This window comes from Ruegeria sp. CE12, assembly GCF_056537525.1.
In genome coordinates, this window is record NZ_JBQFRS010000002.1 from 1 (window position 1) to 23,667 (window position 23,667).

At 56.3% G+C, this 23,667-nt stretch carries 20 protein-coding genes and 1 pseudogene; 9 read left to right on the plus strand and 12 right to left on the minus strand.

The window, feature by feature from the left end; all coding sequences use genetic code 11:
* A pseudogene (glyA, locus tag ACR0IO_RS04815) lies at window positions 1-133 on the minus strand (serine hydroxymethyltransferase); the annotation flags it as partial.
* Window positions 134-301: 168 nt separating this feature from the next.
* Here glyA and ACR0IO_RS04820 point away from each other — a divergent pair.
* Window positions 302-1,063, plus strand: coding sequence for an NAD kinase (locus ACR0IO_RS04820; RefSeq protein ID WP_155151829.1), 762 nt, complete (start codon window positions 302-304; stop codon window positions 1,061-1,063).
* A 281-nt stretch (window positions 1,064-1,344) separates the two neighbouring features.
* Here the strand turns inward: ACR0IO_RS04820 and ACR0IO_RS04825 are convergent, their stop codons facing one another.
* The 4 genes from ACR0IO_RS04825 to ACR0IO_RS04840 all read right to left on the minus strand — a co-directional run bounded on the left by ACR0IO_RS04825 (window position 1,345) and on the right by ACR0IO_RS04840 (window position 7,708).
* On the minus strand, window positions 1,345-2,784 hold the full coding sequence (locus tag ACR0IO_RS04825; RefSeq protein WP_480739794.1) for an amidase family protein: 1,440 nt from the start codon (window positions 2,782-2,784) through the stop codon (window positions 1,345-1,347).
* Window positions 2,785-2,876: 92 nt separating this feature from the next.
* Entirely contained in the window at window positions 2,877-4,766 is a 1,890-nt protein-coding gene (prpE, locus tag ACR0IO_RS04830; protein WP_480739796.1) for a propionate-CoA ligase PrpE, read from the minus strand.
* Between the two features lie 231 nt (window positions 4,767-4,997).
* Window positions 4,998-5,387, minus strand: coding sequence for a GFA family protein (locus ACR0IO_RS04835; RefSeq protein ID WP_480739797.1), 390 nt, complete (start codon window positions 5,385-5,387; stop codon window positions 4,998-5,000).
* A 47-nt stretch (window positions 5,388-5,434) separates the two neighbouring features.
* Entirely contained in the window at window positions 5,435-7,708 is a 2,274-nt protein-coding gene (locus ACR0IO_RS04840; protein WP_480739798.1) for an NADP-dependent malic enzyme, read from the minus strand.
* A gap of 142 nt (window positions 7,709-7,850) precedes the next feature.
* Between ACR0IO_RS04840 and ACR0IO_RS04845 the strand changes: the two genes are divergently transcribed.
* The 6 genes from ACR0IO_RS04845 to upp all read left to right on the plus strand — a co-directional run bounded on the left by ACR0IO_RS04845 (window position 7,851) and on the right by upp (window position 13,564).
* Window positions 7,851-8,936 carry a cupin domain-containing protein gene (locus ACR0IO_RS04845; RefSeq protein ID WP_480739800.1) on the plus strand — a complete coding sequence of 362 codons (1,086 nt, stop codon included), beginning with the start codon at window positions 7,851-7,853 and terminating at the stop codon, window positions 8,934-8,936.
* A 105-nt stretch (window positions 8,937-9,041) separates the two neighbouring features.
* Complete coding sequence (locus ACR0IO_RS04850; RefSeq protein WP_480739802.1) at window positions 9,042-9,425, plus strand: cytidine deaminase; 384 nt, start codon at window positions 9,042-9,044, stop codon at window positions 9,423-9,425.
* An 11-nt stretch (window positions 9,426-9,436) separates the two neighbouring features.
* A complete protein-coding gene (locus tag ACR0IO_RS04855) occupies window positions 9,437-10,744 on the plus strand; it encodes a thymidine phosphorylase (protein WP_480739803.1) in 1,308 nt (435 codons plus the stop codon).
* A complete protein-coding gene (locus ACR0IO_RS04860) occupies window positions 10,741-11,952 on the plus strand; it encodes a phosphopentomutase (protein WP_480739805.1) in 1,212 nt (403 codons plus the stop codon). Before ACR0IO_RS04855 ends, ACR0IO_RS04860 begins: the two co-directional genes overlap by 4 nt.
* Window positions 11,949-12,935 carry an adenosine deaminase gene (locus tag ACR0IO_RS04865; protein WP_480739806.1) on the plus strand — a complete coding sequence of 329 codons (987 nt, stop codon included), beginning with the start codon at window positions 11,949-11,951 and terminating at the stop codon, window positions 12,933-12,935. Before ACR0IO_RS04860 ends, ACR0IO_RS04865 begins: the two co-directional genes overlap by 4 nt.
* A complete protein-coding gene (upp, locus tag ACR0IO_RS04870) occupies window positions 12,932-13,564 on the plus strand; it encodes a uracil phosphoribosyltransferase (RefSeq protein WP_155151805.1) in 633 nt (210 codons plus the stop codon). Before ACR0IO_RS04865 ends, upp begins: the two co-directional genes overlap by 4 nt.
* Before the next feature lie 6 nt (window positions 13,565-13,570).
* Here the strand turns inward: upp and ACR0IO_RS04875 are convergent, their stop codons facing one another.
* Window positions 13,571-14,584 carry a hypothetical protein gene (locus tag ACR0IO_RS04875; protein ID WP_480739807.1) on the minus strand — a complete coding sequence of 338 codons (1,014 nt, stop codon included), beginning with the start codon at window positions 14,582-14,584 and terminating at the stop codon, window positions 13,571-13,573.
* Window positions 14,585-14,636: 52 nt separating this feature from the next.
* Between ACR0IO_RS04875 and ACR0IO_RS04880 the strand changes: the two genes are divergently transcribed.
* Both ACR0IO_RS04880 and ACR0IO_RS04885 read left to right on the plus strand, forming a co-directional pair.
* Complete coding sequence (locus ACR0IO_RS04880) at window positions 14,637-15,674, plus strand: DMT family transporter (RefSeq protein WP_480739809.1); 1,038 nt, start codon at window positions 14,637-14,639, stop codon at window positions 15,672-15,674.
* A 418-nt stretch (window positions 15,675-16,092) separates the two neighbouring features.
* Window positions 16,093-16,854, plus strand: a complete 762-nt coding sequence (locus ACR0IO_RS04885; RefSeq protein WP_480739811.1) for a Hint domain-containing protein — start codon at window positions 16,093-16,095, stop codon at window positions 16,852-16,854.
* A gap of 55 nt (window positions 16,855-16,909) precedes the next feature.
* On the opposite strand, the gene ACR0IO_RS04890 is transcribed toward ACR0IO_RS04885, so the two are convergent.
* The 6 genes from ACR0IO_RS04890 to ACR0IO_RS04915 form a co-directional block, all read right to left on the minus strand.
* Complete coding sequence (locus ACR0IO_RS04890) at window positions 16,910-19,111, minus strand: 3-hydroxyacyl-CoA dehydrogenase NAD-binding domain-containing protein (protein ID WP_480739813.1); 2,202 nt, start codon at window positions 19,109-19,111, stop codon at window positions 16,910-16,912.
* The gene (locus ACR0IO_RS04895; protein ID WP_155151793.1) at window positions 19,104-19,592 is read right to left on the minus strand and encodes a cupin domain-containing protein; all 489 of its coding nucleotides are present in this window, start codon (window positions 19,590-19,592) and stop codon (window positions 19,104-19,106) included. Before ACR0IO_RS04895 ends, ACR0IO_RS04890 begins: the two co-directional genes overlap by 8 nt.
* Window positions 19,592-20,803 carry an acetyl-CoA C-acetyltransferase gene (locus tag ACR0IO_RS04900; protein ID WP_480739815.1) on the minus strand — a complete coding sequence of 404 codons (1,212 nt, stop codon included), beginning with the start codon at window positions 20,801-20,803 and terminating at the stop codon, window positions 19,592-19,594. The genes ACR0IO_RS04895 and ACR0IO_RS04900 overlap by 1 nt, the downstream gene beginning before the upstream one ends.
* Before the next feature lie 11 nt (window positions 20,804-20,814).
* Window positions 20,815-21,453 carry a glutathione S-transferase family protein gene (locus ACR0IO_RS04905; RefSeq protein WP_480739817.1) on the minus strand — a complete coding sequence of 213 codons (639 nt, stop codon included), beginning with the start codon at window positions 21,451-21,453 and terminating at the stop codon, window positions 20,815-20,817.
* 132 nt (window positions 21,454-21,585) lie between these two features.
* Window positions 21,586-21,798, minus strand: coding sequence for a hypothetical protein (locus ACR0IO_RS04910; RefSeq protein ID WP_155151783.1), 213 nt, complete (start codon window positions 21,796-21,798; stop codon window positions 21,586-21,588).
* Between the two features lie 54 nt (window positions 21,799-21,852).
* Window positions 21,853-23,634 carry an acyl-CoA dehydrogenase C-terminal domain-containing protein gene (locus ACR0IO_RS04915; protein ID WP_480739819.1) on the minus strand — a complete coding sequence of 594 codons (1,782 nt, stop codon included), beginning with the start codon at window positions 23,632-23,634 and terminating at the stop codon, window positions 21,853-21,855.
* Window positions 23,635-23,667: the final 33 nt, after the last annotated feature.

Genomic DNA, 23,667 nt, shown 5'->3' on the forward strand with positions numbered 1-23,667 from the left:
TGTTTTCGGACGCAATCAGCTCGATCTCGTCGCGCTGACGGCCCAGCTCGGACGTGATCGAGCCAAAAAGCTCAGGGTCACGGTCAGACAAGGACTGGGTGAAAAATCCGGTGTCACGAAGATTGGCGTTCATGGGCGCTCCACATGGCTGGGTAAGATTCTTGCGGATTTCCTATCGGAAACGGCACATCCGAGAAAGGCTGTAAAGCGACGAATTGGCCCGCTGCGGCGTCAAGTCTGGCCTATCGGGGAAAGGTATGTTTGTTTCGGAACCAAATGCGCAGCACCGGAAACGCAAAACATGACTAAGAGAATCGCCTTCCTCGCCAGCGAAGTCGAAGTGGCCCAATCCGCGCGGGAAAGCTTGGTGGCGCTGTATGGTAATGCAGCACCAAGGGACGCAGATGTCATCGTGGCACTGGGTGGTGATGGCTTCATGCTGCACACGCTGCACAATACGCAGCATCTGAATATACCCGTCTACGGCATGAACCGCGGAACCATCGGCTTTCTGATGAACGAGTATGGGCAAGCCGATCTGATCGAGCGACTGAACGCTGCTGAGGAAGAAGTTATCAATCCGCTGGCCATGACAGCCATGGATCAATCCGGAAAAACGCACCAAGCGCTTGCGATCAACGAGGTTTCGCTACTGCGAGCAGGGCCGCAAGCTGCACGTTTGAAGATCAGTGTCGATGGCCGCGTACGGCTGGCCGAGTTGGTTTGTGACGGTGCGCTACTGTCCACCCCAGCGGGCTCAACAGCCTACAACTATTCTGCGCATGGACCGATTCTGCCGATCGGTTCAGACGTTCTGGCATTGACTGCCATTGCTGCATTTCGCCCCAGACGCTGGCGCGGTGCTTTGCTGCCCAAAATAGCGCAAGTGCGCTTTGATGTACTTGAGGCTGACAAACGCCCGGTCATGGCAGATGCCGATTCGATATCATTTCCCGATATCGACTGGGTTGAGATTCGCTCAGATTCTTCGGTTCAGCATCGAATACTGTTTGACCCGGGGCATGGGCTTGAAGAGCGCCTAATATCAGAACAATTCACATAATTTTCTCAGAAATGCGGGAAATCGCATTCGTTATGTGAACTGGTTCACATGCGCAGGCTTAACAATGAGTTACCGTGATCTTGCCCGGAGAACACGCCAAGGTGGGAGTGAGTGGCCACCAAACGGCGTTTTCGGATGATTGCGCAGTTTTCGCGCTGGCGAGGGTGGGTGGTGCTACGCTCGTTATCTAATCTGGGCATATTTTATTATGCGGACCCCGGGTACAAAAACCCGGGGTCAATTTTGTTTAGCGTCTTTATCTGGAAATCTGGACTGGCGGTTTACTCAGTCTTGTCCATTTTGTTCCAAAGCACCGGTGCCATTTGGCCTACGCGTTCTTCGATCACCAAAGCGGCATCGACAGCCAAGTCCTCGCGCCATCGCTGAGCTGCGATTTGAACGTTTATGGGCTGCTGACCCTGGGGCAAATCCGCCAAGCGTGATGGAACGCATGCTGCAGGCAGCCCAAGGAAGTTCATCGCGTAGGAATAGACTGCGCACCCAAGCACTTCATGCACACCTTCTGCCCCCTCGGTATCTCTGTCCGGTCTAAAGAAAGGCTGCGGCAGGAAGGGGGACAATACTAAAGGGTAGTCCTGCAGGAACAATGACCACTCACGGGCATAGTAGCTTCGTTGCGCCATCATCCGCAGCAGGTCAGTTTCCAGAATGGGTGGGAACTCCTGAAAGTATACGTCAAAGATATCGCGGATCGTTTGCGATCCGGCAGCTTCGATATCACCCTTCATCATGGTCAGGACTTCACCCATCAACGCGCGATACCCATTACGGCCGCACTCGAATACATCGGGTGGGTCAATTTCCTCGACGTGATAGCCCGCATCAACCAACGCCTCGCGCGCCGTGTCCAACGCTTTTTCGACTTCGGGATGCAGGGCATACCCGAATGTGTTTTTGGTGAATGCAACCTTGATCGGCTCCTTCACTGTCTCACCTCGCCAAGGCATGGGCACATGAAACGGGTCGCGTGGGTCTGCGGCGATCAGGCTCGGCATGGACAGATGCAGGTCGGCTGCGGAACGTGTGATCAGCCCCTGTACCGACATGGATTGTGCAAGCAATCCGCGTTCGGCTTTCTGGCTCGGATTCCAGGCCGGGACACGGCCCAGCCCGGGTTTGACGGTTACGGCGCCGTTCGCGGCGGCTGGAAACCTCAGGCTGCCGCCAATGTCGTTTCCATGAGCAAGCGCTCCGATCCCCGCCATCACGGCGGCACCTGCACCACCAGACGAACCGCCGGGTGATATGTGATCTCCCCAGGGGTTGTACGTACGGCCGTGAAGCGGATTGTCGGTGTCGGCGCGAAACGAGAATTCTGGCGTGTTCGTGCGCCCGATCACAATGGCCCCTGCGTTTTGCAGATTGGCGACGATCGGAGCGTCGTCTGGTGCGATCACATCCTTAAGCGCAATCACACCGTTGGTGGTGGCGTGGCCTTTTTGATCGACGTTGATTTTGATGGTTACTGGCACGCCGTGAAGAGGACCTGTAGGCTCGCCTTGCGCTCTGGAGTTGTCCAGGGCACGCGCGCGTTCTAAAGCTTCGGACCCCAAATCCTCGACCACTGCGTTGAGGGCTGGATTGACTTCGTGCATGCGGTCGAGCGAGCTTTGAACTGTCTCCTCAGCGCTTAGATCACCGTTTCGCGTCAACGCGGTCAGTTCCGTGGCGCTGAGACGCCAGATGTCACTCTGTTCCATGTGCCCTCCCGTTTAGGGGCACAGTAGGAGGTCTGCGGGGCGTTGCAACCCTGCTGCGCAATTGGGGCGGCGGGTAACCGCCCCGAGTTCGATTACTGGGCGTACCCGATGGATTTCAGAGCAACCGAAATCTCATCCAGAATGGCTGGATCGTCGATTGTAGCTGGCATCTTGTAATCCTTGCCGTCTGCGATCGAAACCATAGTTCCCCGCAGGATCTTGCCCGAACGTGTCTTGGGCAGTCGATCAACAACAACAGCCAGTTTGAATGCTGCGACAGGCCCAATCTTGTCCCGAACCATTTTTACGACGTCCTGTACGACATCCGGGTGATCCCGATCAGATCCGGCGTTCAGGCAGAGGAAACCAACGGGCATCTGCCCTTTGAGCTGATCCGAAACTCCGATTACCGCACATTCGGCGACGTCTGGATGGGCGGCCAGAACCTCTTCCATGGCGCCGGTCGACAGGCGGTGACCCGCGACGTTGATCACATCATCGGTACGCGCCATGATGTAGAGATACCCGTCTTCATCAATCATGCCAGCATCGCCGGTTTCGTAGTATCCCGGGAAATGCTCCAGATATGATTTCTTGAAACGATCCTCTGCATTCCAAAGTGTCGGCAATGTCCCGGGGGGCAATGGCAGCTTTATCGCAATTGCACCCAACTCGCCCGGCTTCATTGGGTGTCCACCCTCGTCAAGGATTTGCACATCGTAACCGGGCATCGGCTTGGCTGGTGAGCCGAGCTTTATTGGCAATTCTTCGATCCCCAGCGGGTTTCCAGCAATCGTCCAGCCGGTTTCGGTCTGCCACCAATGGTCGATGACCGGAACTTTCAGTGCATCCTGTGCCCATACGATGGTGTCCGGGTCTGCGCGTTCACCTGCCAGAAACAACGCTTTCAACTGAGAGAGATCATACTTTGACAGCAATTCCCCTTTGGGGTCTTCGCGCTTTACGGCTCGGATAGCCGTGGGTGCTGTGAAGAAGCTTTTGACCTTATGTTCGGAAATCACACGCCAGAACGTGCCGGCATCCGGCGTGCCCACGGGCTTGCCTTCGAACACAATGGTTGTGTTGCCGTGGATCAAAGGGGCGTAGCAAATGTAGGAATGGCCAACGACCCAGCCAACATCTGATGCGGCCCAGAACACATCACCCGGGTCGACGTTATAGATGTTCTTCATTGACCAATTCAGCGCAACGAGGTGGCCCGCCGTGGGGCGAACAACGCCTTTGGGGGCACCTGTCGTACCGGAGGTATAGAGGATATAGGCCGGGTCATTGCCTGATACGGGAACGCATTCGGCAGGCTCGACACCGTACTGAAAGCCGTGCCAGTTCACGTCACGCCCTTGGATCAACTGCGCGACTTCCTGTTCGCGCTGGAAGATTACACAGAAATCGGGCTTGTGACTGGCCATATCGATGGCCCCGTCGAGCAGGGGTTTGTAGTGAACCACACGTCCGGGCTCCATCCCGCACGAGGCGGCAATGATCGCCTTGGGTTTTGCGTCATCTATCCGAACTGCCAATTCGTTGCTGGCAAAGCCGCCAAACACCACCGAATGCACAGCGCCCAGACGGGCACAGGCGAGCATCGCCTCAAGCGCCTCGGGGATCATCGGCATGTAAATGATGACCCGGTCACCTTTCTCGATCCCCTTGGCGCGCAAAGCACCGGCGAGCGTGGCAACGCGATTGCGCAGTTCAACATAAGAAATTTCGCGCTTGGTATGGGTGATGGGGCTGTCGTAAATAATTGCCGTCTGTTCGCCGCGTCCGTTTTCGACGTGACGGTCGACAGCATTCCAGCAGGTGTTCACCTTGGCGTCGCAGAACCATTCGTAAAGCGGGGCGTTTTCATCGAACAGGGCTTTGGACGGCTTTTCGATCCAGTCGATACCCTTGGCAGCCTCCATCCAGAATGCCTCAGGGTCGCTTTTCCAGCTCTCATATACGTCCTGAAACGCCATGGCTCTCTCCTCCCAAATTCTCTGCGCATCGTGTTAGGCATCCAATCGACATCGGGCAAGCAACTCGAATGACGACGCGTCAGTTTATCGCGAAATATTTGCAGAATAAGAAAATCTGGGTTGCAAATTTTTGCAAAATACCATGGTTGGCAGGAATTTGAGGCAATCTTCATATGATTTTGCAAATTTGAATAACATAAGGTGCAAATACTCCTTTGAGCGAGATTCGATTCACTCAGCCGATTTAGAGTAACGTGGCAGCGTGTCCTGGATGTTCAGCCAATGCAGGTGATCCGAGTGAAACACATGAAAGCGTGGTGGCAGTGTATCAGGATCGTCCAACGTTGCAGTGTAAAGGTGTATGTTCACCTTATCACGTGCATTGCGATAGGCCATTTGTGTGCCGCAGGCACCGCAAAACAAACGTTCGACGTCATCCGAAGACCGATAAATGTTGGGGGCATTCCCTGACCATTTGACGGCTTCGTGTGGCAAGCCAAAAAAGGCAGTTACGGGCGAAGCACAATTGCGCCGACAATCAGCGCAATGGCAATAGCAACTCCATGTGATCTCGGCCTCGCTTTCCCAACGAACGGCCTTGCAGTGACAATGTCCCTTCATGTGACCTCCCCTTACGCAAAGGGCGGCCACGCCTGTCGCCGCCGAGTTTAACCGTAGTGTGCGACCGGCGTTCCTGCAATTGCTGCCATGTTCAAAAGGCCGCGCGCAGTGATTGAAGGGGTTACGATATGTGCCTTGTTACCCATACCCATCAGGATCGGACCAACTTCGATGCCGTCTGCTTTCATCTTAAGGATGTTGCGAACGCCGCTTGCTGCGTCCGCATGGGCAAAGATCAGGACGTTCGCCGGGCCCTTCAGGCGAGAATTTGGAAAAATACGTTCCCGCAGTTCCGGGTCCAAAGCGACATCCAGATTCATCTCGCCCTCATACATGAAATCGCGAGGTTTGCTGTCCAGAATTGAGATCGCTTCACGCAGGCGCTTTCCCGACCCCTCGGCTTGGTTGCCAAATTGCGATTGTGAGCAGAAGGCAATCTTGGGCTCAAGGCCAAAGCGGCGCACATGACGAGCCGCGCCAAGAGTAATCTCAGCCAACTCTTCGGGCGTGGGAAGCTGTCGAACGTGGGTGTCGGCAATGAACAGAGGGCCATCTTCAAGGATCATCAGCGACAACGCCCCATGTGGACGCAGATCACCATCGTCCAGTACCTGTTCGACGTAGTTCAGATGCCAACGGTATTCGCCAAAGGTACCGCAAATCATGCTGTCGGCTTCACCCCTATGGACCATTATAGCAGCAATGGCGGTGTTGTTCGTGCGCATGATTGCCTTGGCCAAATCAGGTGTCACACCACGGCGCTCCATCAGCTTGTGGTACGAGTTCCAGTAGTCGTAGTACCGCGGGTCATTGTGCGGGTTGACGATCTGAAAATCTTGTCCGGGCCGAACCACCAGCCCCAGCTTTTCGCAGCGTGCTTCGATAACCTCGGGCCGACCAATTAGAATAGGCGTTTCCGTGGTCTCTTCGAGTATGGCCTGTGCAGCCCGAAGGACGCGCTCGTCTTCGCCTTCGGCAAATACGATCCGGCGCGAGGCGACAGCGGCCGCTTCGAAAACCGGGCGCATCAGCAGGGCTGATTTAAACACCGTTTGATTAAGGCGTTCTTTATAGGCCTCGAGGTCAGTAATCGGTCGTTTGGCCACACCGCTGTCCATCGCTGCCTTTGCGACAGCTGAAGAAACGACGCCAACCAGGCGTGGATCAAACGGCTTTGGGATCAGATAGTCCGGGCCAAAGGTGAGCTGTTCACCTTTGTAAGCTGCAGCTGCCTCGGCGCTGGTTGTCGCGCGAGCCATCTCGGCGATGCCGTCGACGCAAGCGATTTGCATCTCGTCATTGATCTCGGTTGCACCAACATCCAGCGCACCCCGAAAGATGAAAGGAAAGCAAAGGACGTTGTTGACCTGGTTAGGGAAGTCACTGCGTCCCGTTGCGATAATCGCATTCGGTGCGACCTCTCGTGCAGCTTGTGGCAGGATTTCGGGCGTTGGGTTGGCCAGTGCAAAGATAATTGGCCGATCGGCCATCTTCTCAACCATTTCGGGCTTCAGTACGTTTGGGCCTGAAAGACCCAGAAACAGATCAGCGCCGCCGACTACGTCATCCAGTGTGCGCAGATCGGACTTTTGCGCGAATTGATCTTTGTGAGGGTTCATGTCCTTGGCACGGCCTTCATAAACAAGCCCGTGAATATCGCAGAGCCAGATGTTTTCACGCTTCACACCAAGCTTTACCAGCATGTTCAGGCATGCGATCCCGGCTGCGCCGCCACCAGTTGAAACGACTTTGATATCCTCAAAGCTTTTTCCTGCAACGTGCAGGGCGTTTTTAGCTGCTGCCCCGACCACAATGGCGGTGCCATGCTGATCGTCGTGGAAAACAGGAATATTCATCCGTTCGCGACACAGTTTCTCTACGGTAAAGCAGTCTGGTGCCTTGATGTCTTCGAGATTGATGGCGCCAAATGTGGGTTCCAGCGCGCAGACGATATCCGCCAGTTTTTCAGGATCGGGTTGGTTCACCTCGATATCAAAGCAGTCGATGCCCGCAAACTTCTTGAACAGAACAGCCTTGCCTTCCATTACCGGCTTTGACGCCAGCGCACCGATATTGCCAAGGCCAAGGACGGCTGTTCCGTTCGAAACCACAGCCACCAGATTGCCGCGCGACGTATAGAGTTCGGCGTTGGAAGGATCGCTTTTGATTTCCAGGCTGGCCTCGGCCACGCCGGGCGAATAGGCGCGGGCCAGATCACGTCCGTTTGCCATCGGTTTGGTGGCTTTGATTTCCAGCTTACCGGGTTTCGGATGCGCGTGATATTCAAGTGCCGCCTGGCGCAGACTGGGTGTATCGGACATTGCAAACCTTCCCGTTCAAAATTTAGTTTAGTGCTAAACTATTTCTGACGCGGGGGAAACATTGAATTGAAACCGCATGTTTTCAGGCAGTGTCTTGCAAAAACAATTGCCCGCATACACTGTCGCCGCAGAGGAGAATAGCATGACCGACACCATAGCCGAATTCCGCATTCCAACCAAAGAATTACGAGATGACATTCCGTTTTACACCAAGGTGTTGGGAATGCGGATGGACATGATTTATCCGGCTGATGATCCCAGTACTGCGGTCTTTTCCGGTCATGGCTTGCGACTGAGGATTGAGAAGGATGCCCCTGAAGGACCGGGCACCTTGCGTATCCTGACCGAAAACCCGGATGGCTTTGCGGATGGAAAGCGCAGTCTTGTTGCCCCGAACGGGACACGAATCGAGATTGAAGAGCGAAACCCACCACTGGTCATGCCTGAAACAGTTCATTCCTATGTGGTCAGGCGCCTAAAGGATCAGGCCCCCTGGATTATCGGACGTGCAGGAATGCACTATCGGGATCTGGTGCCGGACCGGCTTGGCGGGTCCATCATCGCCAGCCACATCCGCATTCCCGATGGTGGGCCGGTCCCAGACATGGTTCATTTTCACAAAGTCGGATTTCAGCTGATCTTCTGCATTCACGGTTGGGTGGACGTGGTCTACGAGGATCAGGGCCAGAAGATGCGGTTAACTGCTGGAGATTGCTTTATCCAGCCGCCCGAAATCCGGCACCGCGTGCTAGAGGCGTCTGATAATGTTCAGGTAATCGAGATCGGCGTACCGGCTGAACACGTGACCGAGATCGATCATGAAATGGAATTGCCTACACCGCACTTTCGGCCTGATCGGGAATGGGACGGGCAACGGTTCGTCTATAATCAGGCAAAAGACGCCGAATGGGTTCCGTTCCGATTGCCGGGTTACATCTGCCGGGACACTACGATTGCAGAGAATACCAAGGGCGTCGCCGGAGTTCAGGTGGTCCGGCGGGGGCAGGGTGATCCGGTTTGGGCCAGCCATGACACAGATATCCACTTTACCTTCGTCATGAATGGCGAAGTGACGCTTGAGGGGGACGATCGTGATCCCTATCGGCTTGAGCAGGGGGATGCCTTTGTCATTCCACCGGGAATGCGAACCCGGCTGTCTGATCCGACTGATGACATCGAACTGCTTGAGGTTACATTGCCGGGAACATTCAACACGACGCTGGATTAGGCTGAAAACCGCTGCGTAAAACGGCACCCGGGGGCTTCAAATCCCCGGGTGCTTTCATTTAGGGTATGAACTTCTGACCAGATGATCAAAAAATGGGGAATCGCCATGTCACTCAAAGATGCCGCCTTGAAAGTGCGCGAGAACGCCCATGCGCCGTATTCAAACTTCAAAGTTGGCGCGGCTGTACGATCTGGTTCAGGAACTGTCTATTCAGGCTGTAACGTTGAAAACGTGGCCTATCCCGAAGGAACCTGCGCCGAGGCGGGTGCAATTGCCGCCATGGTCGCTGCCGGGGAAAAAGAACTGACTGAGGTATATGTGGTGGCGTCCAGCCCCCAACCTGTTCCCCCATGCGGTGGATGTCGCCAGAAACTGGCCGAGTTCGGCAAGGGCGATGTGGTTGTTACAATGGCAACCGTTGATGGCGTCGAAACCAAGACAACGATCGCCGATCTGCTACCCGGCGCTTTCGACGCCTCCTTTATGTAAGGCCCGACCTGATGGACGCCCGATCGATCATCGCAAAACTGCGCCGTCATGAGGTGCCGACTGCCGAGGAACTGTCCTGGTTTGCTCAAGGGCTTGCCGATGGTGTCGTAAGTGATGCTCAGGCCGGGGCTTTTGCCATGGCGGTCTGTATGGGTGGTTTGGGCGCGCAAGGCCGTGCCGCACTTACGCTGGCAATGCGTGACAGCGGTGATGTGTTGACGTGGGATCTGGATGGTCCGGTAATCGACAAGCACTCAACCGGAGGGGTCGGGGATTGCGTGAGCCTGATCCTGGCGCCTGCGCTTGCGGAATGCGGGTCTTTTGTGCCGATGATCTCGGGCCGTGGTCTTGGCCACACCGGAGGTACGCTCGATAAACTTGAAGCCATTCCCGGTGTTAGTACCCAGATTGGGCAGGATCGTTTGGCTCAGATCCTGAAAGAAACCGGCGCTGCGATCGTTGGAGCCACCGCGCAGATCGCGCCCGCTGATAAACGGCTATATGCGATCAGGGATGTTACGGCGACGGTGGAAAGCCTCGACCTGATCACTGCATCGATCCTGTCAAAGAAGCTGGCCGCCAGCCCGGATGCTCTGGTTCTTGACGTAAAGGTTGGCAGCGGTGCTTTCATGAAAAGCATTGAAGATGCGCGCAAGCTGGCAACTGCTTTGAGCGAGACTGCAAATGCTGCCGGCTGCAAGACTTCGGCGGTGATCACCGATATGGACCAGCCGCTGGCCTCTTCTCTGGGCAATGCCCTGGAGGTTTCGGAGGTTATGAAAGTCCTGACGGCGGGGCATGACACGCCCTTAGCTGAGATTTCAGCCGAGTTGGGTGGCGTTTTGCTGGCCGATGCTGGTGTTGTCGCGACAGCTGAGGAAGGTCGTGAGAAGATCGCCGATGTGATCCGCGATGGTCGGGCTGCCGAACGCTTTGGCCGGATGATGGCGGCGGTTGGTGCGCCGTTGGGGTTTGTCGAGGATTGGTCGCGCTATCTACCTGAGGCAAGCGTCATTCTCGAAGTACCTGCTCAGGACAATGGCTACATCACTGCGATTGATGGCGAGGCATTGGGTCTTGCGGTTGTGGCGCTGGGCGGTGGGCGTCAGGTGGAAAGCGACGTGATTGATCCAGCTGTCGGTATCTCTGGCATTTCGCGTCTAGGGGATCATGTCTCCAGAGGCGCTCCCCTTGCCGTGGTGCACGCAGCAAGAGAAGACGCAGCGAAGAAAGCCGCAGAGACGATAGTACGGGCCGTAACGATTGGTTCAGATCCAGCCGAAGCACCAAGCCTCATCCATGAGAGGATAACCGCGTGACCCGTGCATTTCTTGTTGTCATGGATTCAGTTGGTATCGGCGGTGCACCGGATGCCGATCAGTTTTTCAATGGCGACATCCCGGACATTGGCGCAAACACGCTGGCTCATATCGCGCAGGCCTGTGCTGATGGTCGGGCCGAAGATGGTCGGTTAGGCGCATTGCATTTGCCAAATCTTGATAGTCTGGGTCTGAGCGCGGCTGTGCGATTGGCGTCAGGTGCAGTAACACCAGGTTTGAACACTCAGTCCACGGGCACTTGGGGCTGCGCGCGCGAGCATTCGCCAGGTAAGGATACGCCTTCGGGACATTGGGAACTGGCTGGATTGCCGGTGCCGTGGGATTGGAATTACTTTCCGGACACCGTTCCTGCATTTCCTGATGATCTGAGCCTCGCTGCAGCTCGGGCAGCGGGGGCCGAGGGAATTTTGGGAAACTGCCATGCCTCAGGCACAGCGATTATCGCTGAGTTGGGTGCAGAGCATATGCGCACCGGATGGCCGATCTGCTATACCTCAGCTGACAGTGTGTTTCAGATTGCCGCGCATGAAGAGAGCTTTGGCCTCGAACGCCTGCTGGACATGTGCAAGTCACTTGCACCGCGCCTGCACGAAATGAAAGTGGGTCGGGTCATTGCCCGCCCGTTTACCGGATCGCCGGAGCAAGGGTTCACCCGCACAACCAACCGCAAGGACTTTGCGATCCTCCCTCCTGCGCCGGTTCTGACCAACTGGGTGCAGGATGCCGGGCACAGGGTTCATGCTGTGGGGAAGATCGGCGATATCTTTTCGATGCAGGGGATCGATACGCTGCGTAAGGGATCGGATGCCGAATTGATGGTCCATCTGTCCAATCTGGTGGATGAGGCCGAAGAGGGCAGCCTGACATTCGCCAATTTTGTAGAGTTTGACAGCCTTTACGGCCACCGCCGCGATATCAGCGGATACGCCCGCGCATTGGAGTGGTTCGATCGTGAGATCGGCTTGATCCTGCAAAAATTGCGACCGGGTGATCTGATGCTATTGACCGCAGATCATGGCAACGACCCAAGCTGGATCGGAACGGATCACACGCGCGAACAGGTGCCAGTCCTGATTGCTGGGCATGGGGCTGGCCAGATTGGCCAGGTTGACTTTGCCGACGTCGCCGCCAGCCTTGCCCACCATCTGAACATACCGGCACAAGGACCGGGAAGGAATTTTCTATGACCGTCGCTGACGTTCCCAAGATCGAGCTTCATCTGCATCACGAAGGTGCAGCGCCGCCAGCCTTTATCCGACAGCTTGCGCATGAAAAGCGTATTGACCTGAGCGGTATCTTTAAACCTGATGGCAGCTATGATTTCCGTGATTTCGCACACTTTCTGAGCGTCTATGAGGCTGCTTGCGAAGTGTTGAAAACGCCCGAGGATTTTCGCCGTCTGACGCTGGCAATTCTGGAAGAAAGCGCCGCAAACGGGGTTGTTTATTCCGAAACCTTCCTTAGCCCTGACTTTTGCGGCGGTGGCGATCTGCATGCATGGCGGGATTATCTGAATGCGATTCAGGATGCTGCGGATGAAGCTGAACGCAAGTTTGACATTACTCTGCGCGGCGTCGTCACCTGTGTTCGCCATTTCGGTCCAGAGCAGTCCAGACAAAGCGCGATATGCGCAGCCGAAACTGCAGGTGACTGGATCACTGGCTTTGGTATGGGGGGAAACGAATCCGTCGGACGACAGGGCGACTACAAATGGGCCTTTGAATGTGCGCGTGAAGCCGGTTTGCGCCTGACGACGCATGCCGGAGAATTTGGTGGCCCCGAAAGCGTGCGTGATGCTGTACGCGATCTGGGAGTCGAGCGGATCGGTCATGGCGTCCGGGCCATGGAAGATCCGGATCTGGTGCATGAGCTTGTCGATCGGGATGTAACCTTGGAGGTATGCCCGGGATCGAACGTTGTGCTGGGGTTGTTCCCCGACTTTGGAGCGCATCCTATTGCGCGTCTTCGCGATGCCGGGGTTAAGGTCACCGTCTCTACAGACGATCCGCCGTTTTTTCATACGACGATGCGGCGTGAATATGAGATGCTGAGCGAAGCATTCGGCTGGACTGCCGAAGACTTTGCCGCGCTGAACGATACGGCCCTGAACGCGGCCTTTTGCAACGAAGAGACCCGCGAACGGGTTAAAAAGAGACTGGAGAAGTCATGAGCGAACATCTGACTGTCGTTGATCACCCGCTGGTACAGCACAAACTGACGCTCATGCGGGACAAGGGAACTTCGACCGCTGTGTTCAGGCAGCTGCTGCGCGAGATTACCTTGCTGCTGGCTTATGAGGTTACGCGTGAAATGCCTCAGACCACGCGCCACATCGAAACACCGATGGAGGAGATGGATGCGCCAATCCTCGCGGGTAAGAAACTGGCGCTGGTGTCGATCCTGCGTGCGGGCAACGGGATGCTGGATGGTGTGCTGGAGCTGATTCCGTCAGCGCGAGTCGGTTTTGTTGGGCTCTACCGCGACGAAGAAACACTGAAGCCTGTGCAGTATTACTTCAAAGCACCCGAAGGGCTGAAAGATCGTTTGGTCATCGCAGTAGATCCCATGCTGGCAACCGGCAACAGCTCGGCTGCGGCGATTGATCTGTTGAAAGAGGCAGGTGCCAAGGACATCCGCTTCCTGTGCCTGCTCGCCGCGCCTGAAGGTGTCGCGCGCATGAAAGAAGCGCATCCTGATGTGAAAATTGTCACGGCAGCTCTGGATCGCGAGTTGAATTCCAAAGGCTATATCATGCCTGGTCTGGGCGATGCGGGTGACCGCATGTTCGGTACCAAGTAGTCGTTTCTAGTCGCCACAAATGTTTTGCAGCTGGACCCAATCACGGTCCGGCAGAACCTGTTCGAGCGTCCGACCCGCCATAGGGTCGGCCTCGATCAGTCCCAGAACGGTTTCGCCAGTAATATCACGCGCGTATGCGTAGGGTGTCGAGGGCAATGCCGCCTGCGCAAAAACTGCGAGAAGGTCCTCATCCGAAATTTCCGGACGTGGCTCTGCCAAAACCTGTTCAGTATATGTGTCCACAATTGTCGGTGTGAGCTGGCCTGTTGTCAGCAACCTGAATGCCGCCGAAGGTCCGGTGTGATCGAGCAAATCGTCAAGCGGATCGATTTGTTCGGCACGCGCTCGTTCAGCGATGACGTAACCAGCGGCGACCGCCGGATCCTCATGATCTTCGACCAATGACCGGTTGAGCAACACGGTGCCACCCGGCAGGCTCATGCTGTCTTTAACTCCGGCTGGCAGGATGATGATCTGGCGCACACCGGTGCGTTGGGCAAGTTTGTCCAAAGAACCCTGAGCATCGTCAGAAGCGCAGGCCTTCCCCGATACTCGCTCGATACGCTGCAGGATCGTGTTGCCGATATCCTGTCGTTTGATTTCAGGCACTACCGATACCACGTGGCTTTGCAGTGCACCCGGAAGCCACAGCAGCAGTACGGCTGCAACGGCTGCAACAACCCCTCCGACACTCAGCCAACGCAAGCGCCCGGGGTGCGGGCGGGCCCTGTCGATCGCACGTTGCAGGCGATCGATCGCTTCGATCATGGTCGTCTCGGTTTCGGCGAGCTCCAGAGTTTCTCCGGGATCGCCGTCCGGATTGAATATCGCGGGGTAGGTGCCCGGATTCTGTCGCTCCAAAGCAGCAAGAGACCAGTGGGTCAGAGCACGATCATTGAAATCCGAGATTGTAAGGGTCGCTTCGCCAATCGAGACCACAACCTCGCGCCTTTGATCATCAGGCGAGGGGCGCCACAGACCGGTGGCTTCGATCCGCTGGTACTGTTTAAGTGCCGTCATTGAACTGGTTACTGCTCGTTCTTGTTTGATCAAAGCTTAGCATGTCGTGTTCATGGGGCGCAAACTTGTTGCGCTGAGTTTCGCAAATGTGCTGGATAGCGTGAAGCGTGGATTTGTTGGCCCGATAAACGGCCACATTTGTTTGAGACAAAGAATGCAGACTGACAGTCACTCTTCGCCGATGTTGGCCTCTGTGCTGATGGTTTCATCGATGGCCATCATCGGTGTCATCGATAACTTTGTAATCAGGTTGGCCGAGTCCATCGGCCTGTGGCAATTCCATATGAGCCGGGCCATGTTGATGCTGCCCCTGATAGCCGGGTTGTCGCTATTGGGTCTTGGCACTCTGCGGCCTCAGCGCTTTGGCATCGTCGTGATACGAAGCGTTTTGATTACTATAGCGATGCTGTTCTATTTTAGTTCGTTGGCATTGATGCCAATCGCACAAGCGCTGGCGGGGTTGTTTACCTCACCCATATTCGTTCTTTTGATTTCTGCACTGATGTTAAAACAACAGATCGGCCCCTGGCGCATTCTGGCGGTGATGGTTGGGTTTGCGGGCATTCTGTGTGTGCTGCAACCTGATCCTGGGGATTTTGATGTTTTGACGTTGTTGCCCGTGGCAGGTGGCTTTTTCTATGCGCTGAGTGCGATCGTGACGCGCGCACATTGCGCCAACGAAAGTACGGTGGCCTTGTTGGCCGCCATGATCATGACACTTGGGTTGGCCGGTGCGATTGGGCTGGCGTTCTTTACGCTTTTTCCAGCAGTTTCCCCTGAAGGGCCGGACGGGTTTGTGACACGTGGCTGGGTGTGGCCGATGGATCTGGCCTTGCCCTGGGTCATGATTCAGGCCGTTGGTTCGACAATTGCAGTGTTTATGCTGATCAAGGCCTATCAGCTTGGCGAACCTTCCTACGTGGCGGTTTTCGAGTACTCGGTTATGATCTTTGGCCCGATGTTCGCATGGGTCGCTATGGGGCAAACGATCGGGGTCATGCAGGTTACCGGAATTGGATTGATCGCCACCGCTGGTGTTCTGTTGGGTTGGAGGGCAGGGCGCACATCTGCTGAACCTCAGGAGGGATAGGCCGCAGACTATCGTTTTGTTGGCATTTATCGTGCCGTCCAAACAAAGCCAATCTGTCATACCTACATCCGTTCGGAATATCCCGGGCTCGCGTTGCAGCAGGTCTGCACTTCGGATTGGGAGCGAGAATTCCCCGTTACTTTTGCAGCCAACGATACAAATTCGTCGAAATGGACCGCGCGGTAGATACCCGAAGATTCGGATGTAGGCCTAAATTACCTGCACATATCTGGTTTCCAATATGGAAATAAACAAAGATATACGAGATTGAATGTGTCCATATGAGTGTTCAATACCCCTGATACAGGCCCAAATCAGGCGCAAATATGTCAAAAATAAGTCACTCCGCTCATTCCCGTGCTAGCACTTTGTAATCGTTTGTAAGTGCCAAAAGGGGGTGAGGCACGTGTTAGAAGTAGTGAGTATTCGTAGTTTTTCAGAGCAGCCTGACAGTGTTGATCAAACAAGTTCGCAAAAGGCTGTCATCGCCCGTCGAGGTGGATTTCTGCATGGTACAAAGATCGCGACCACCAGTGGTTGGAAGCTGGTAGAGCAGATTGTGGTTGGCGATCTTGTTCGCACGTTGGATCATGGTTTTAGGGAAGTAAGACGTGTCTCAGTCGACCGGGTTGTCATACCGGAAGAGGAAACCCGCGCAGAATACCTGCCGATCTATGTGCCTGCGCAGGCGGCCTACAACGGACGACCAGTTTGGTTGATGCCGGAACAGGGGGTCGCCTTGGATCTAAGCAAGATCGACTCCGAAGCTGGTGGTTTTTCGGTCGTTCCAGCGAGATTGCTCAGCGGCAAATGTAGGCTGAGTTCACAATCACCGGGGTCGACATTCGAAGTCCGCACGCTGTTCTTCGATGAAGATGAAGTGATTTTTGTTCAAGGTGGCTTGCAGGCTTTCTGCTCGTCCGGTCGCTTTAGCATGCGTCCACGACCAAACCGGATAAGCTATCCCGTCGCCGAGGAAGAAGAAGCTGCGGCTTTAACCGAACTGATTGCCCAAAAGGGCGACCTATCTGCCCTTGCAAACCCGTTGGGTGCGCTGCCTGCACCCATCCCGCAGGAACCGATTTTTCCGATCCGCCCCCCTTCGGGGATAAGGCGACCGGGACGTCCTGGCCGGCCTAACTTGCCCGCCTTGTTTCTGCGGCCTGAATGGCAGACCTAACCAAACACCACGAGAATGATGCAGGCGCATGGTATCATGCGCCTGCATCAATTTGTTAAGCGGCTTTTGCCTCAGGGTTGAAACGACCGTAAAAGCTCTGACCTTTTTCCGCCATCTCACGCAGCAGGGGCGGGCAGGCGAAACGTTCGCCATACTGTGCTGCCAACTGGTCACAACGCTCGGCCGCGTAGGGCGTGCCGATGATGTCCAGCCAGCTCAGTGGGCCACCGGACCACGGCGCGAAACCCCAGCCCAGGATCGCGCCCACATCGCCTTCACGGATGTCTTCCAAAACACCTTCTTCCAGCGCGCGGACCGCTTCCAGAACCTGCGCGAACATCAGACGTTCCTGTACCTCGATCAGGTCAGGCTGGTCTTCGGCATGCGGGTACTTCTCCTGCAGGCCCTTCCAGTATTCGACACGCTTGCCTTTTTCGTCATAGTCGAAGAAGCCCGCGTTTGCCTTGCGACCCAGACGGCCCTGTTCTTCCATCCAGAAGATCAGATCGTCCGAGGGGCTTTCCGGGTAGGCGTCGCCCATCGCTGCCTTGGTCGCACGTGCGATCTTGGCACCCAGATCAATCGAGGTCTCATCGGTCAGCTGAATTGGTCCCACAGGGAAGCCCAGTTGACGCGCCGCGTTGTCGATCAGCACTGGGTTCACACCCTCGGCAATCATCCGCACACCTTCGTTGATGTAAGGAATGATGCAGCGGTTGGCGTAGAAGAAACGCGCATCGTTGACCACGATCGGCGTTTTTCGGATTTGACGTACATAGTCCAGCGCCTTGGCCACTGCGCGATCACCGGTTTCCTTGCCTTTGATGATCTCGACCAAGAACATCTTCTCGACCGGCGAGAAGAAGTGGATGCCGATGAACTGATCCGGACGCACGGATGCTTTGGCCAGATCGGTGATCGGCAGGGTCGAGGTGTTCGAGGCAAAGATGCAGTCCTCGGGGATGATCGCCTCGACCTTCTTGGTCATCTCGGCCTTGACGCCCACGTCCTCGAAGACGGCTTCGATGATCAGGTCACAGCCTTTGAGGTTGTCCAGATCCGGGGTCGCGGTGATGCGGGCCAGCATGGCTTCTTTTTTCTCAGCCGTGACTTTGCCGCGCTTCATACCCTTGTCCAGATAGGTCTCGGTATAGGCCTTACCCTTGTCAGCAGCTTCCTGGTCGCGGTCCACAAGAACCACTTCCATACCGGCCTGCGCCGACACCAGCGCGATACCAGCACCCATCATGCCTGCGCCCAGAACGCCGATCTTCTTGACCGACTGATCCGGAACACCTGCAGGACGTACAGCACCTTTCTCCAACGCTTCCTTGTTCAGGAACAGCGAACGGATCATCGCACCCGAGGAGGGGTTCATCAGAACAGAGGTGAACCAACGCGCTTCGATCTTCAGGGCGGTGTCGAAATCGACAAGCGCACCTTCATAGACCGCGCTCAGCAGAGCTTTGGCAGCAGGGAACGCACCTTGGGTCTTGCCGTTCACCATCGCGGACGCACCAACGAAGTTCATGAAGCCAGCAGGATGGTAAGGCGCGCCGCCGGGCATCTTATAGCCCTTCGCATCCCACGGCTTGACGATGTCTGCGTCCTTGGCGTTCAGCACCCATTCCTTGGCCGCGGCCATCGGGTCGGCTGCGATTTCGTCGATGTAACCTGCGCCCTTGGCCTTCTTGACGTCCAGCATCTTGCCTTCTAACAACAGCGGAGCCGCCGCAATTGCGCCAACCTTGCGGACCATCCGCGTGGTGCCGCCTGCGCCGGGGAAAATGCCGACCATGATTTCGGGCAGGCCGTACTTCGCCTTGGGGTTTTCTGCTGCAAAGATGCGGTGCGTGGATAGGGGCAGCTCCATACCGATGCCCGCAGCGGTGCCGGGCAGAACGGTAGCAATCGGCTTGCCGCCTTTCTTGGTCTTGGGATCCATGCCCGCCAGTTCGATCTTCCGCAGCAGGGCGTGCATTTGCATCGTGCCCTCGAACAGACCTTTAGCTGGGTTGTCACCCGCCTGTTCTTTCATCACCGCCAGCAGATTCAGGTCCATGCCTCCGGCGAAGGAACCTTCCTTGCCCGAGGTAATGATGATGCCTTTGACCTCGTCATCAGCCAGCGCCTGATCGATCTGATCGCTCAACTGCGCCAGCCCGTCAAAGGACATCACGTTCATGGTTTTCCCGGGCACGTCCCAGGTAATAATGGCGACGCCGTCCGCGTCCTTCGTCAGAGTGAAATCAGTCATTGTCATCTCCAATCTGGTCAGCCGTCAGCGGGCTGCCATCCTTGCGGGTGAAGGAGAATCCGTTCTCATCATCCTTCACCATCATGTCTATGTCGCTGTAATAGCCGGTCTCGGTCGGGGTCCGTGTGCCCACTACCAAAAAGGTCGCGGGCGCATCGGTTTTGTTCACAAGGTGGTGGCCGTTGGCCTCACCTGCGGGCCAAGCGGCGCAATCGCCGGGCTGCATCTCATGCTCACCATCGTCATCGATCAGCACGCAGGTGCCGCTGAGCATGATGGCAAATTCGTCCTGCTCCATGTGGTAATGGCGCAGCGAAGACATGCCTTGCGGTTCCAACCGCACGATGTTGACCCCGTATTGGGACAGCCCGCCTGCATCACCCACACGCTGCACGAAACGACCTGCGGTCGCCTCGGCCAGCTTGCCGGGATAGGACGAGCCTCCCTTGAACGGGATCTGAGAGAGATCCAGCTTGGGCATCAGACCCGCTCGATAATGGTTGCTGCACCCATGCCGGACGCGATGCAGAGCGTGGCCAGACCGGTTTCCTTGTCCTGACGCTCCAGCTCATCCAGCAGCGTGCCGATGATCATCGCACCGGTCGCACCCAGCGGGTGACCCATCGCGATCGAGCCGCCGTTGACGTTTACCAGCGCCGGATCGACGTCGAATGCCTGCTGGAAGCGCAACACGACCGACGCGAAGGCTTCGTTCACTTCGAACAGGTCCAGATCGCTGATCTTCATACCGTTGTCGGCCAGAATTTTCTCGGTCACAGGAACCGGGCCGGTTAGCATGATGGTCGGGTCGGTACCAATCTTGGCGGTCGCTTTGATCCGGGCGCGCGGCTTGAGGCCGTATTTCTCACCGAATTCCTTGTTGCCGATCAGAACAGCCGCCGCACCATCCACGATGCCCGAGCTGTTGCCGGCGTGGTGGATGTGGTTCACGCGCTCAAGATGCGGGTATTTCAGCATCGCGACCTTGTCGAAGCCGGGCATCTGCTCACCCATCATCTGGAAGGACGGGTTCAGGGCTCCGAGGCTCTGCATGTCGGTGCCGGGGCGCATGTACTCGTCGCGATCCAGAATGGTCAGGCCATTCTGGTCCTTGACGGTGATGACCGACTTTTCGAAACGGTTGTCGGCCCATGCCTCTGCGGCGCGCTTTTGCGATTCAACCGCCAGCGCGTCAGCGTCATCACGGGAGAAACCGTACTCAGTCGCAATAATGTCGGCTGAGATACCCTGCGGAACGAAATAGGTCTCCATCGCCAGCGAAGGGTCAACGGCAATCGCCGCACCGTCGCTGCCCATGGCCACACGGCCCATCATCTCGACACCGCCAGCGATGTAAGCGTCGCCCGCGCCGCCTTTGACCTGGTTTGCCGCCAGATTCACGGCCTCCATGCCGGATGCGCAGAAACGGTTGATCGCCAGACCAGGGATCGATTCATCCAGGTCCGAGGCCAGAACAGCCGAGCGCGCCAGACAGCCGCCTTGCTCCATCACTTGGGTGACGTTGCCCCAGATAACGTCCTCAACGGCGTGGCCTTCGAGGTTGTTACGCTCTTTCATCGCGTTCAGGGTCAGGGCGGACAGGCGCACCGAGGTTACCTCGTGCAGGCTGCCATCCTTACGGCCCTTGCCGCGCGGGGTGCGCAGGGCATCATAAATATAAGCTTCGGTCATGGGTCTTCTCCTCAAGCTCGATCCGACGGGTTGCCGGGCATCAGGTCATAGGGGTGTTTCCAACCGGGCTGCTCGGACAGGCGAGTTAGCCAGGCGTCGATATGGGGCCAGTCGGCGCGGTTAAAGCCGAATGGTTCGGGGTAATAGAGATAGCCGCAACAGCTGATGTCGGCGTTGGTGACACCATTGCCGACAATCCAGTCGCGACCGTCCAGATGATCGTTCAGCACCTGATAGGCCGCCTTCAGTCGCCCCTGATTGAAAGCGATCACATCGGGGTTGCGGTGCTGTTCCGGGAGGAAATTGATCAGGAAACGGGTCAGGCCGGCCATCGAGCTGAGCTTGTGATTATCCCACAGCACCCAGCGCAGAATGTCGTAATTCTCCTCCCGGTCCTTACCGCCAAACTTGCCCGACTTCTCGGTCACATAGGCCTGAATGGCACCGGATTGGCTGGTGCGGAAATCACCGTCGATCAGGACAGGTGCTTCGCCCATCTCATTCACTTCGGCGCGAAACTCGGGCGTACGGGTGACACCTTTGAAGAAATCAACAAAGACCGGCTCCCACTCCAGTCCGGACATTTCCAAGGCCAACGCAGCCTTGTAGCTGTTTCCACTTTCTCCGAAGCAATGAAGTTTGATGGTCATGCGATCGCCCCTCCCAAGGCGCATGGTGCGAAGTCGTCATTTGCGTATTTCGAGAAAGACCAACCATCAGGCAGAATGCCTTTGGTCTGTCTTTCTGAAAACACGCCCACTTGAAACAGGTGGTTGGCGTGGTTAGCGTTTCCGCGCTTCAAGCTCGGAATTGAAAATGCGCAGGCGGTGGGTCAGGTTCTCCTCATCAATCACGCTGTTGAAATTCTCGAACAGAAAAGACAGTGCCTCGCCTTCATCCAGACCTGCCTCACGCGAAAATGCCTTGAGCTTGCGATATCCGTCTTCAGTCATCGCAACGGGAAAGCGGCGGGTCAGGCGAAAACGTTTTGGCATGTGGTTCCTCCGGTAAGCTGGGTCCGGGCAATGTTACCCGGACCCAGACTGTGATCAGAAGTTCGCGGCGTCCAGAGCCATGACCGTGTCCGCGCCGGTCTGAATGCGCGAAAGATGCATTGCAGTCGCGGGCAGGCGACGCGCCATGTAGAAACGGCCGGTGTTGATCTTGGTCTCGTAGAACTCTTTGTCTGAGGCACCACCGTCCAGCGCTTCCTGAGCGGCTTTAGCCATCTGAGCCCACATCAGGCCCAGGCAGACATGGCCGAACATGTGCATGAAGTCATAAGAACCGGACAGAGCGTTGTTCGGGTTCTTCATGCCTTCCTGCATGAAGTACATGCCAGCGGATTGCAGGTCTTTGGACGCTGCTTTCAGCGGTTCGATGAACGCTTTGTCATAGGCTTCGTCCTTGCCACCGTTTTCCTTGCAGAAGGATTTGATCATTTCGAAGAAGGCCATGACATGCTTGCCGCCATCCTGTGCCAGTTTACGGCCGACAAGGTCCAGCGCCTGAACGCCGTTTGCACCTTCGTAGATCATCGCGATGCGGGCGTCGCGGGTGTATTGCGACATGCCCCATTCTTCGATGTAGCCGTGGCCGCCATAGACCTGCTGTGCCTGCACGGTCATATCGTAGCCTTCATCCGTCAAGAAGCCTTTGATGACCGGGGTCAGCAGCGAGATCAGCCCGTCCGCGTCCTTGTCACCCGAGCGGTGCGCCTTGTCGATCATGGTCGCGCCCCACAGGATGAACGCGCGGGCGCCTTCGGTGAAGCTTTTCTGATCCATCAGGTTACGGCGGATGTCGGGGTGAACGATCAGTGGATCGGCCGGGCCGTCCGGGTTCTTCACACCTGTTACGTCGCGGCCCTGCAGGCGGTCTTTGGCATATTCGACAGCGTTCTGGTACGCAGCTTCGGCCTGAGACAGGCCTTGCATACCCACACCCAGACGCGCTTCGTTCATCATCGTGAACATCGCGCGCATACCCTTGTGCTCGTCGCCCAGCAGCCAACCGGTCGCTTCGTCATAGTTCATGACGCAGGTCGAGTTGCCGTGGATGCCCATCTTCTCTTCGATCTTGCCGACAGAGACACCGTTGCGCTCGCCTGGTGTACCGTCTTCGTTGACGATGAACTTGGGAACGATAAACAGCGACACGCCTTTGATGCCTTCAGGGCCACCGGGGATTTTCGCCAGAACCAGATGGATGATGTTGTCAGCCATGTCGTGATCGCCAGCCGAGATAAAGATCTTCTGACCGGAAATTTTGTAGCTGCCGTCACCCTGCGGTTCCGCCTTGGTGCGCATCAGGCCCAGATCGGTGCCGCAATGCGGTTCGGTCAGGTTCATGGTCCCAGTCCATTCACAGCTGACCATGTTGGGCAGGTACTTGTTTTTCTGCTCGTCGGTTCCGTGGGCTAGAATTGCCGACGCCGCGCCGTGCGTCAGGCCCTGATACATCACAAACGCCTGGTTTGCGCCCGAGAACATCTCGCCAACAGCAGTACCCAACACATAGGGCATGTTCTGGCCGCCATACTCTTCCGGCATGTCGAGGCCAGTCCAGCCACCTTCCTTCATCTGCTCGAAGGCGTCTTTGAAACCGGTGGGGGTGTATACGATACCGTTTTCCAGACGACACCCTTCGGTGTCTCCAACAACGTTCAATGGGTGCAGAACATTGGAGGCAACTTTGCCTGCTTCTTCCAGAACTGCGCCGGTAAATTCGGTCTCAAGTTCGCTGTAGCCCGGAATATCGGATTCCGAGACTTTTAGAACATCGTGCAGAATGAACTGCGTATCTTTTGTTGGCGCGTTGTAAACGGGCATGTGAAGCTCCCTTAATTCAGATGTCCGGGTGGC

Coding starts and splice junctions, on each gene's coding strand:
- ACR0IO_RS04820 (WP_155151829.1), top strand. CDS start 302: ATGACTAAGAGAATCGCCTTCCTCGCCAGCGAAGTCGAAGTGGCCCAA.
- ACR0IO_RS04825 (WP_480739794.1), bottom strand. CDS start 2,784: ATGGAACAGAGTGACATCTGGCGTCTCAGCGCCACGGAACTGACCGCG.
- prpE (WP_480739796.1), bottom strand. CDS start 4,766: ATGGCGTTTCAGGACGTATATGAGAGCTGGAAAAGCGACCCTGAGGCA.
- ACR0IO_RS04835 (WP_480739797.1), bottom strand. CDS start 5,387: ATGAAGGGACATTGTCACTGCAAGGCCGTTCGTTGGGAAAGCGAGGCC.
- ACR0IO_RS04840 (WP_480739798.1), bottom strand. CDS start 7,708: ATGTCCGATACACCCAGTCTGCGCCAGGCGGCACTTGAATATCACGCG.
- ACR0IO_RS04845 (WP_480739800.1), top strand. CDS start 7,851: ATGACCGACACCATAGCCGAATTCCGCATTCCAACCAAAGAATTACGA.
- ACR0IO_RS04850 (WP_480739802.1), top strand. CDS start 9,042: ATGTCACTCAAAGATGCCGCCTTGAAAGTGCGCGAGAACGCCCATGCG.
- ACR0IO_RS04855 (WP_480739803.1), top strand. CDS start 9,437: ATGGACGCCCGATCGATCATCGCAAAACTGCGCCGTCATGAGGTGCCG.
- ACR0IO_RS04865 (WP_480739806.1), top strand. CDS start 11,949: ATGACCGTCGCTGACGTTCCCAAGATCGAGCTTCATCTGCATCACGAA.
- upp (WP_155151805.1), top strand. CDS start 12,932: ATGAGCGAACATCTGACTGTCGTTGATCACCCGCTGGTACAGCACAAA.
- ACR0IO_RS04875 (WP_480739807.1), bottom strand. CDS start 14,584: ATGACGGCACTTAAACAGTACCAGCGGATCGAAGCCACCGGTCTGTGG.
- ACR0IO_RS04880 (WP_480739809.1), top strand. CDS start 14,637: ATGGGGCGCAAACTTGTTGCGCTGAGTTTCGCAAATGTGCTGGATAGC.
- ACR0IO_RS04890 (WP_480739813.1), bottom strand. CDS start 19,111: ATGACTGATTTCACTCTGACGAAGGACGCGGACGGCGTCGCCATTATT.
- ACR0IO_RS04895 (WP_155151793.1), bottom strand. CDS start 19,592: ATGCCCAAGCTGGATCTCTCTCAGATCCCGTTCAAGGGAGGCTCGTCC.
- ACR0IO_RS04900 (WP_480739815.1), bottom strand. CDS start 20,803: ATGACCGAAGCTTATATTTATGATGCCCTGCGCACCCCGCGCGGCAAG.
- ACR0IO_RS04905 (WP_480739817.1), bottom strand. CDS start 21,453: ATGACCATCAAACTTCATTGCTTCGGAGAAAGTGGAAACAGCTACAAG.
- ACR0IO_RS04910 (WP_155151783.1), bottom strand. CDS start 21,798: ATGCCAAAACGTTTTCGCCTGACCCGCCGCTTTCCCGTTGCGATGACT.
- ACR0IO_RS04915 (WP_480739819.1), bottom strand. CDS start 23,634: ATGCCCGTTTACAACGCGCCAACAAAAGATACGCAGTTCATTCTGCAC.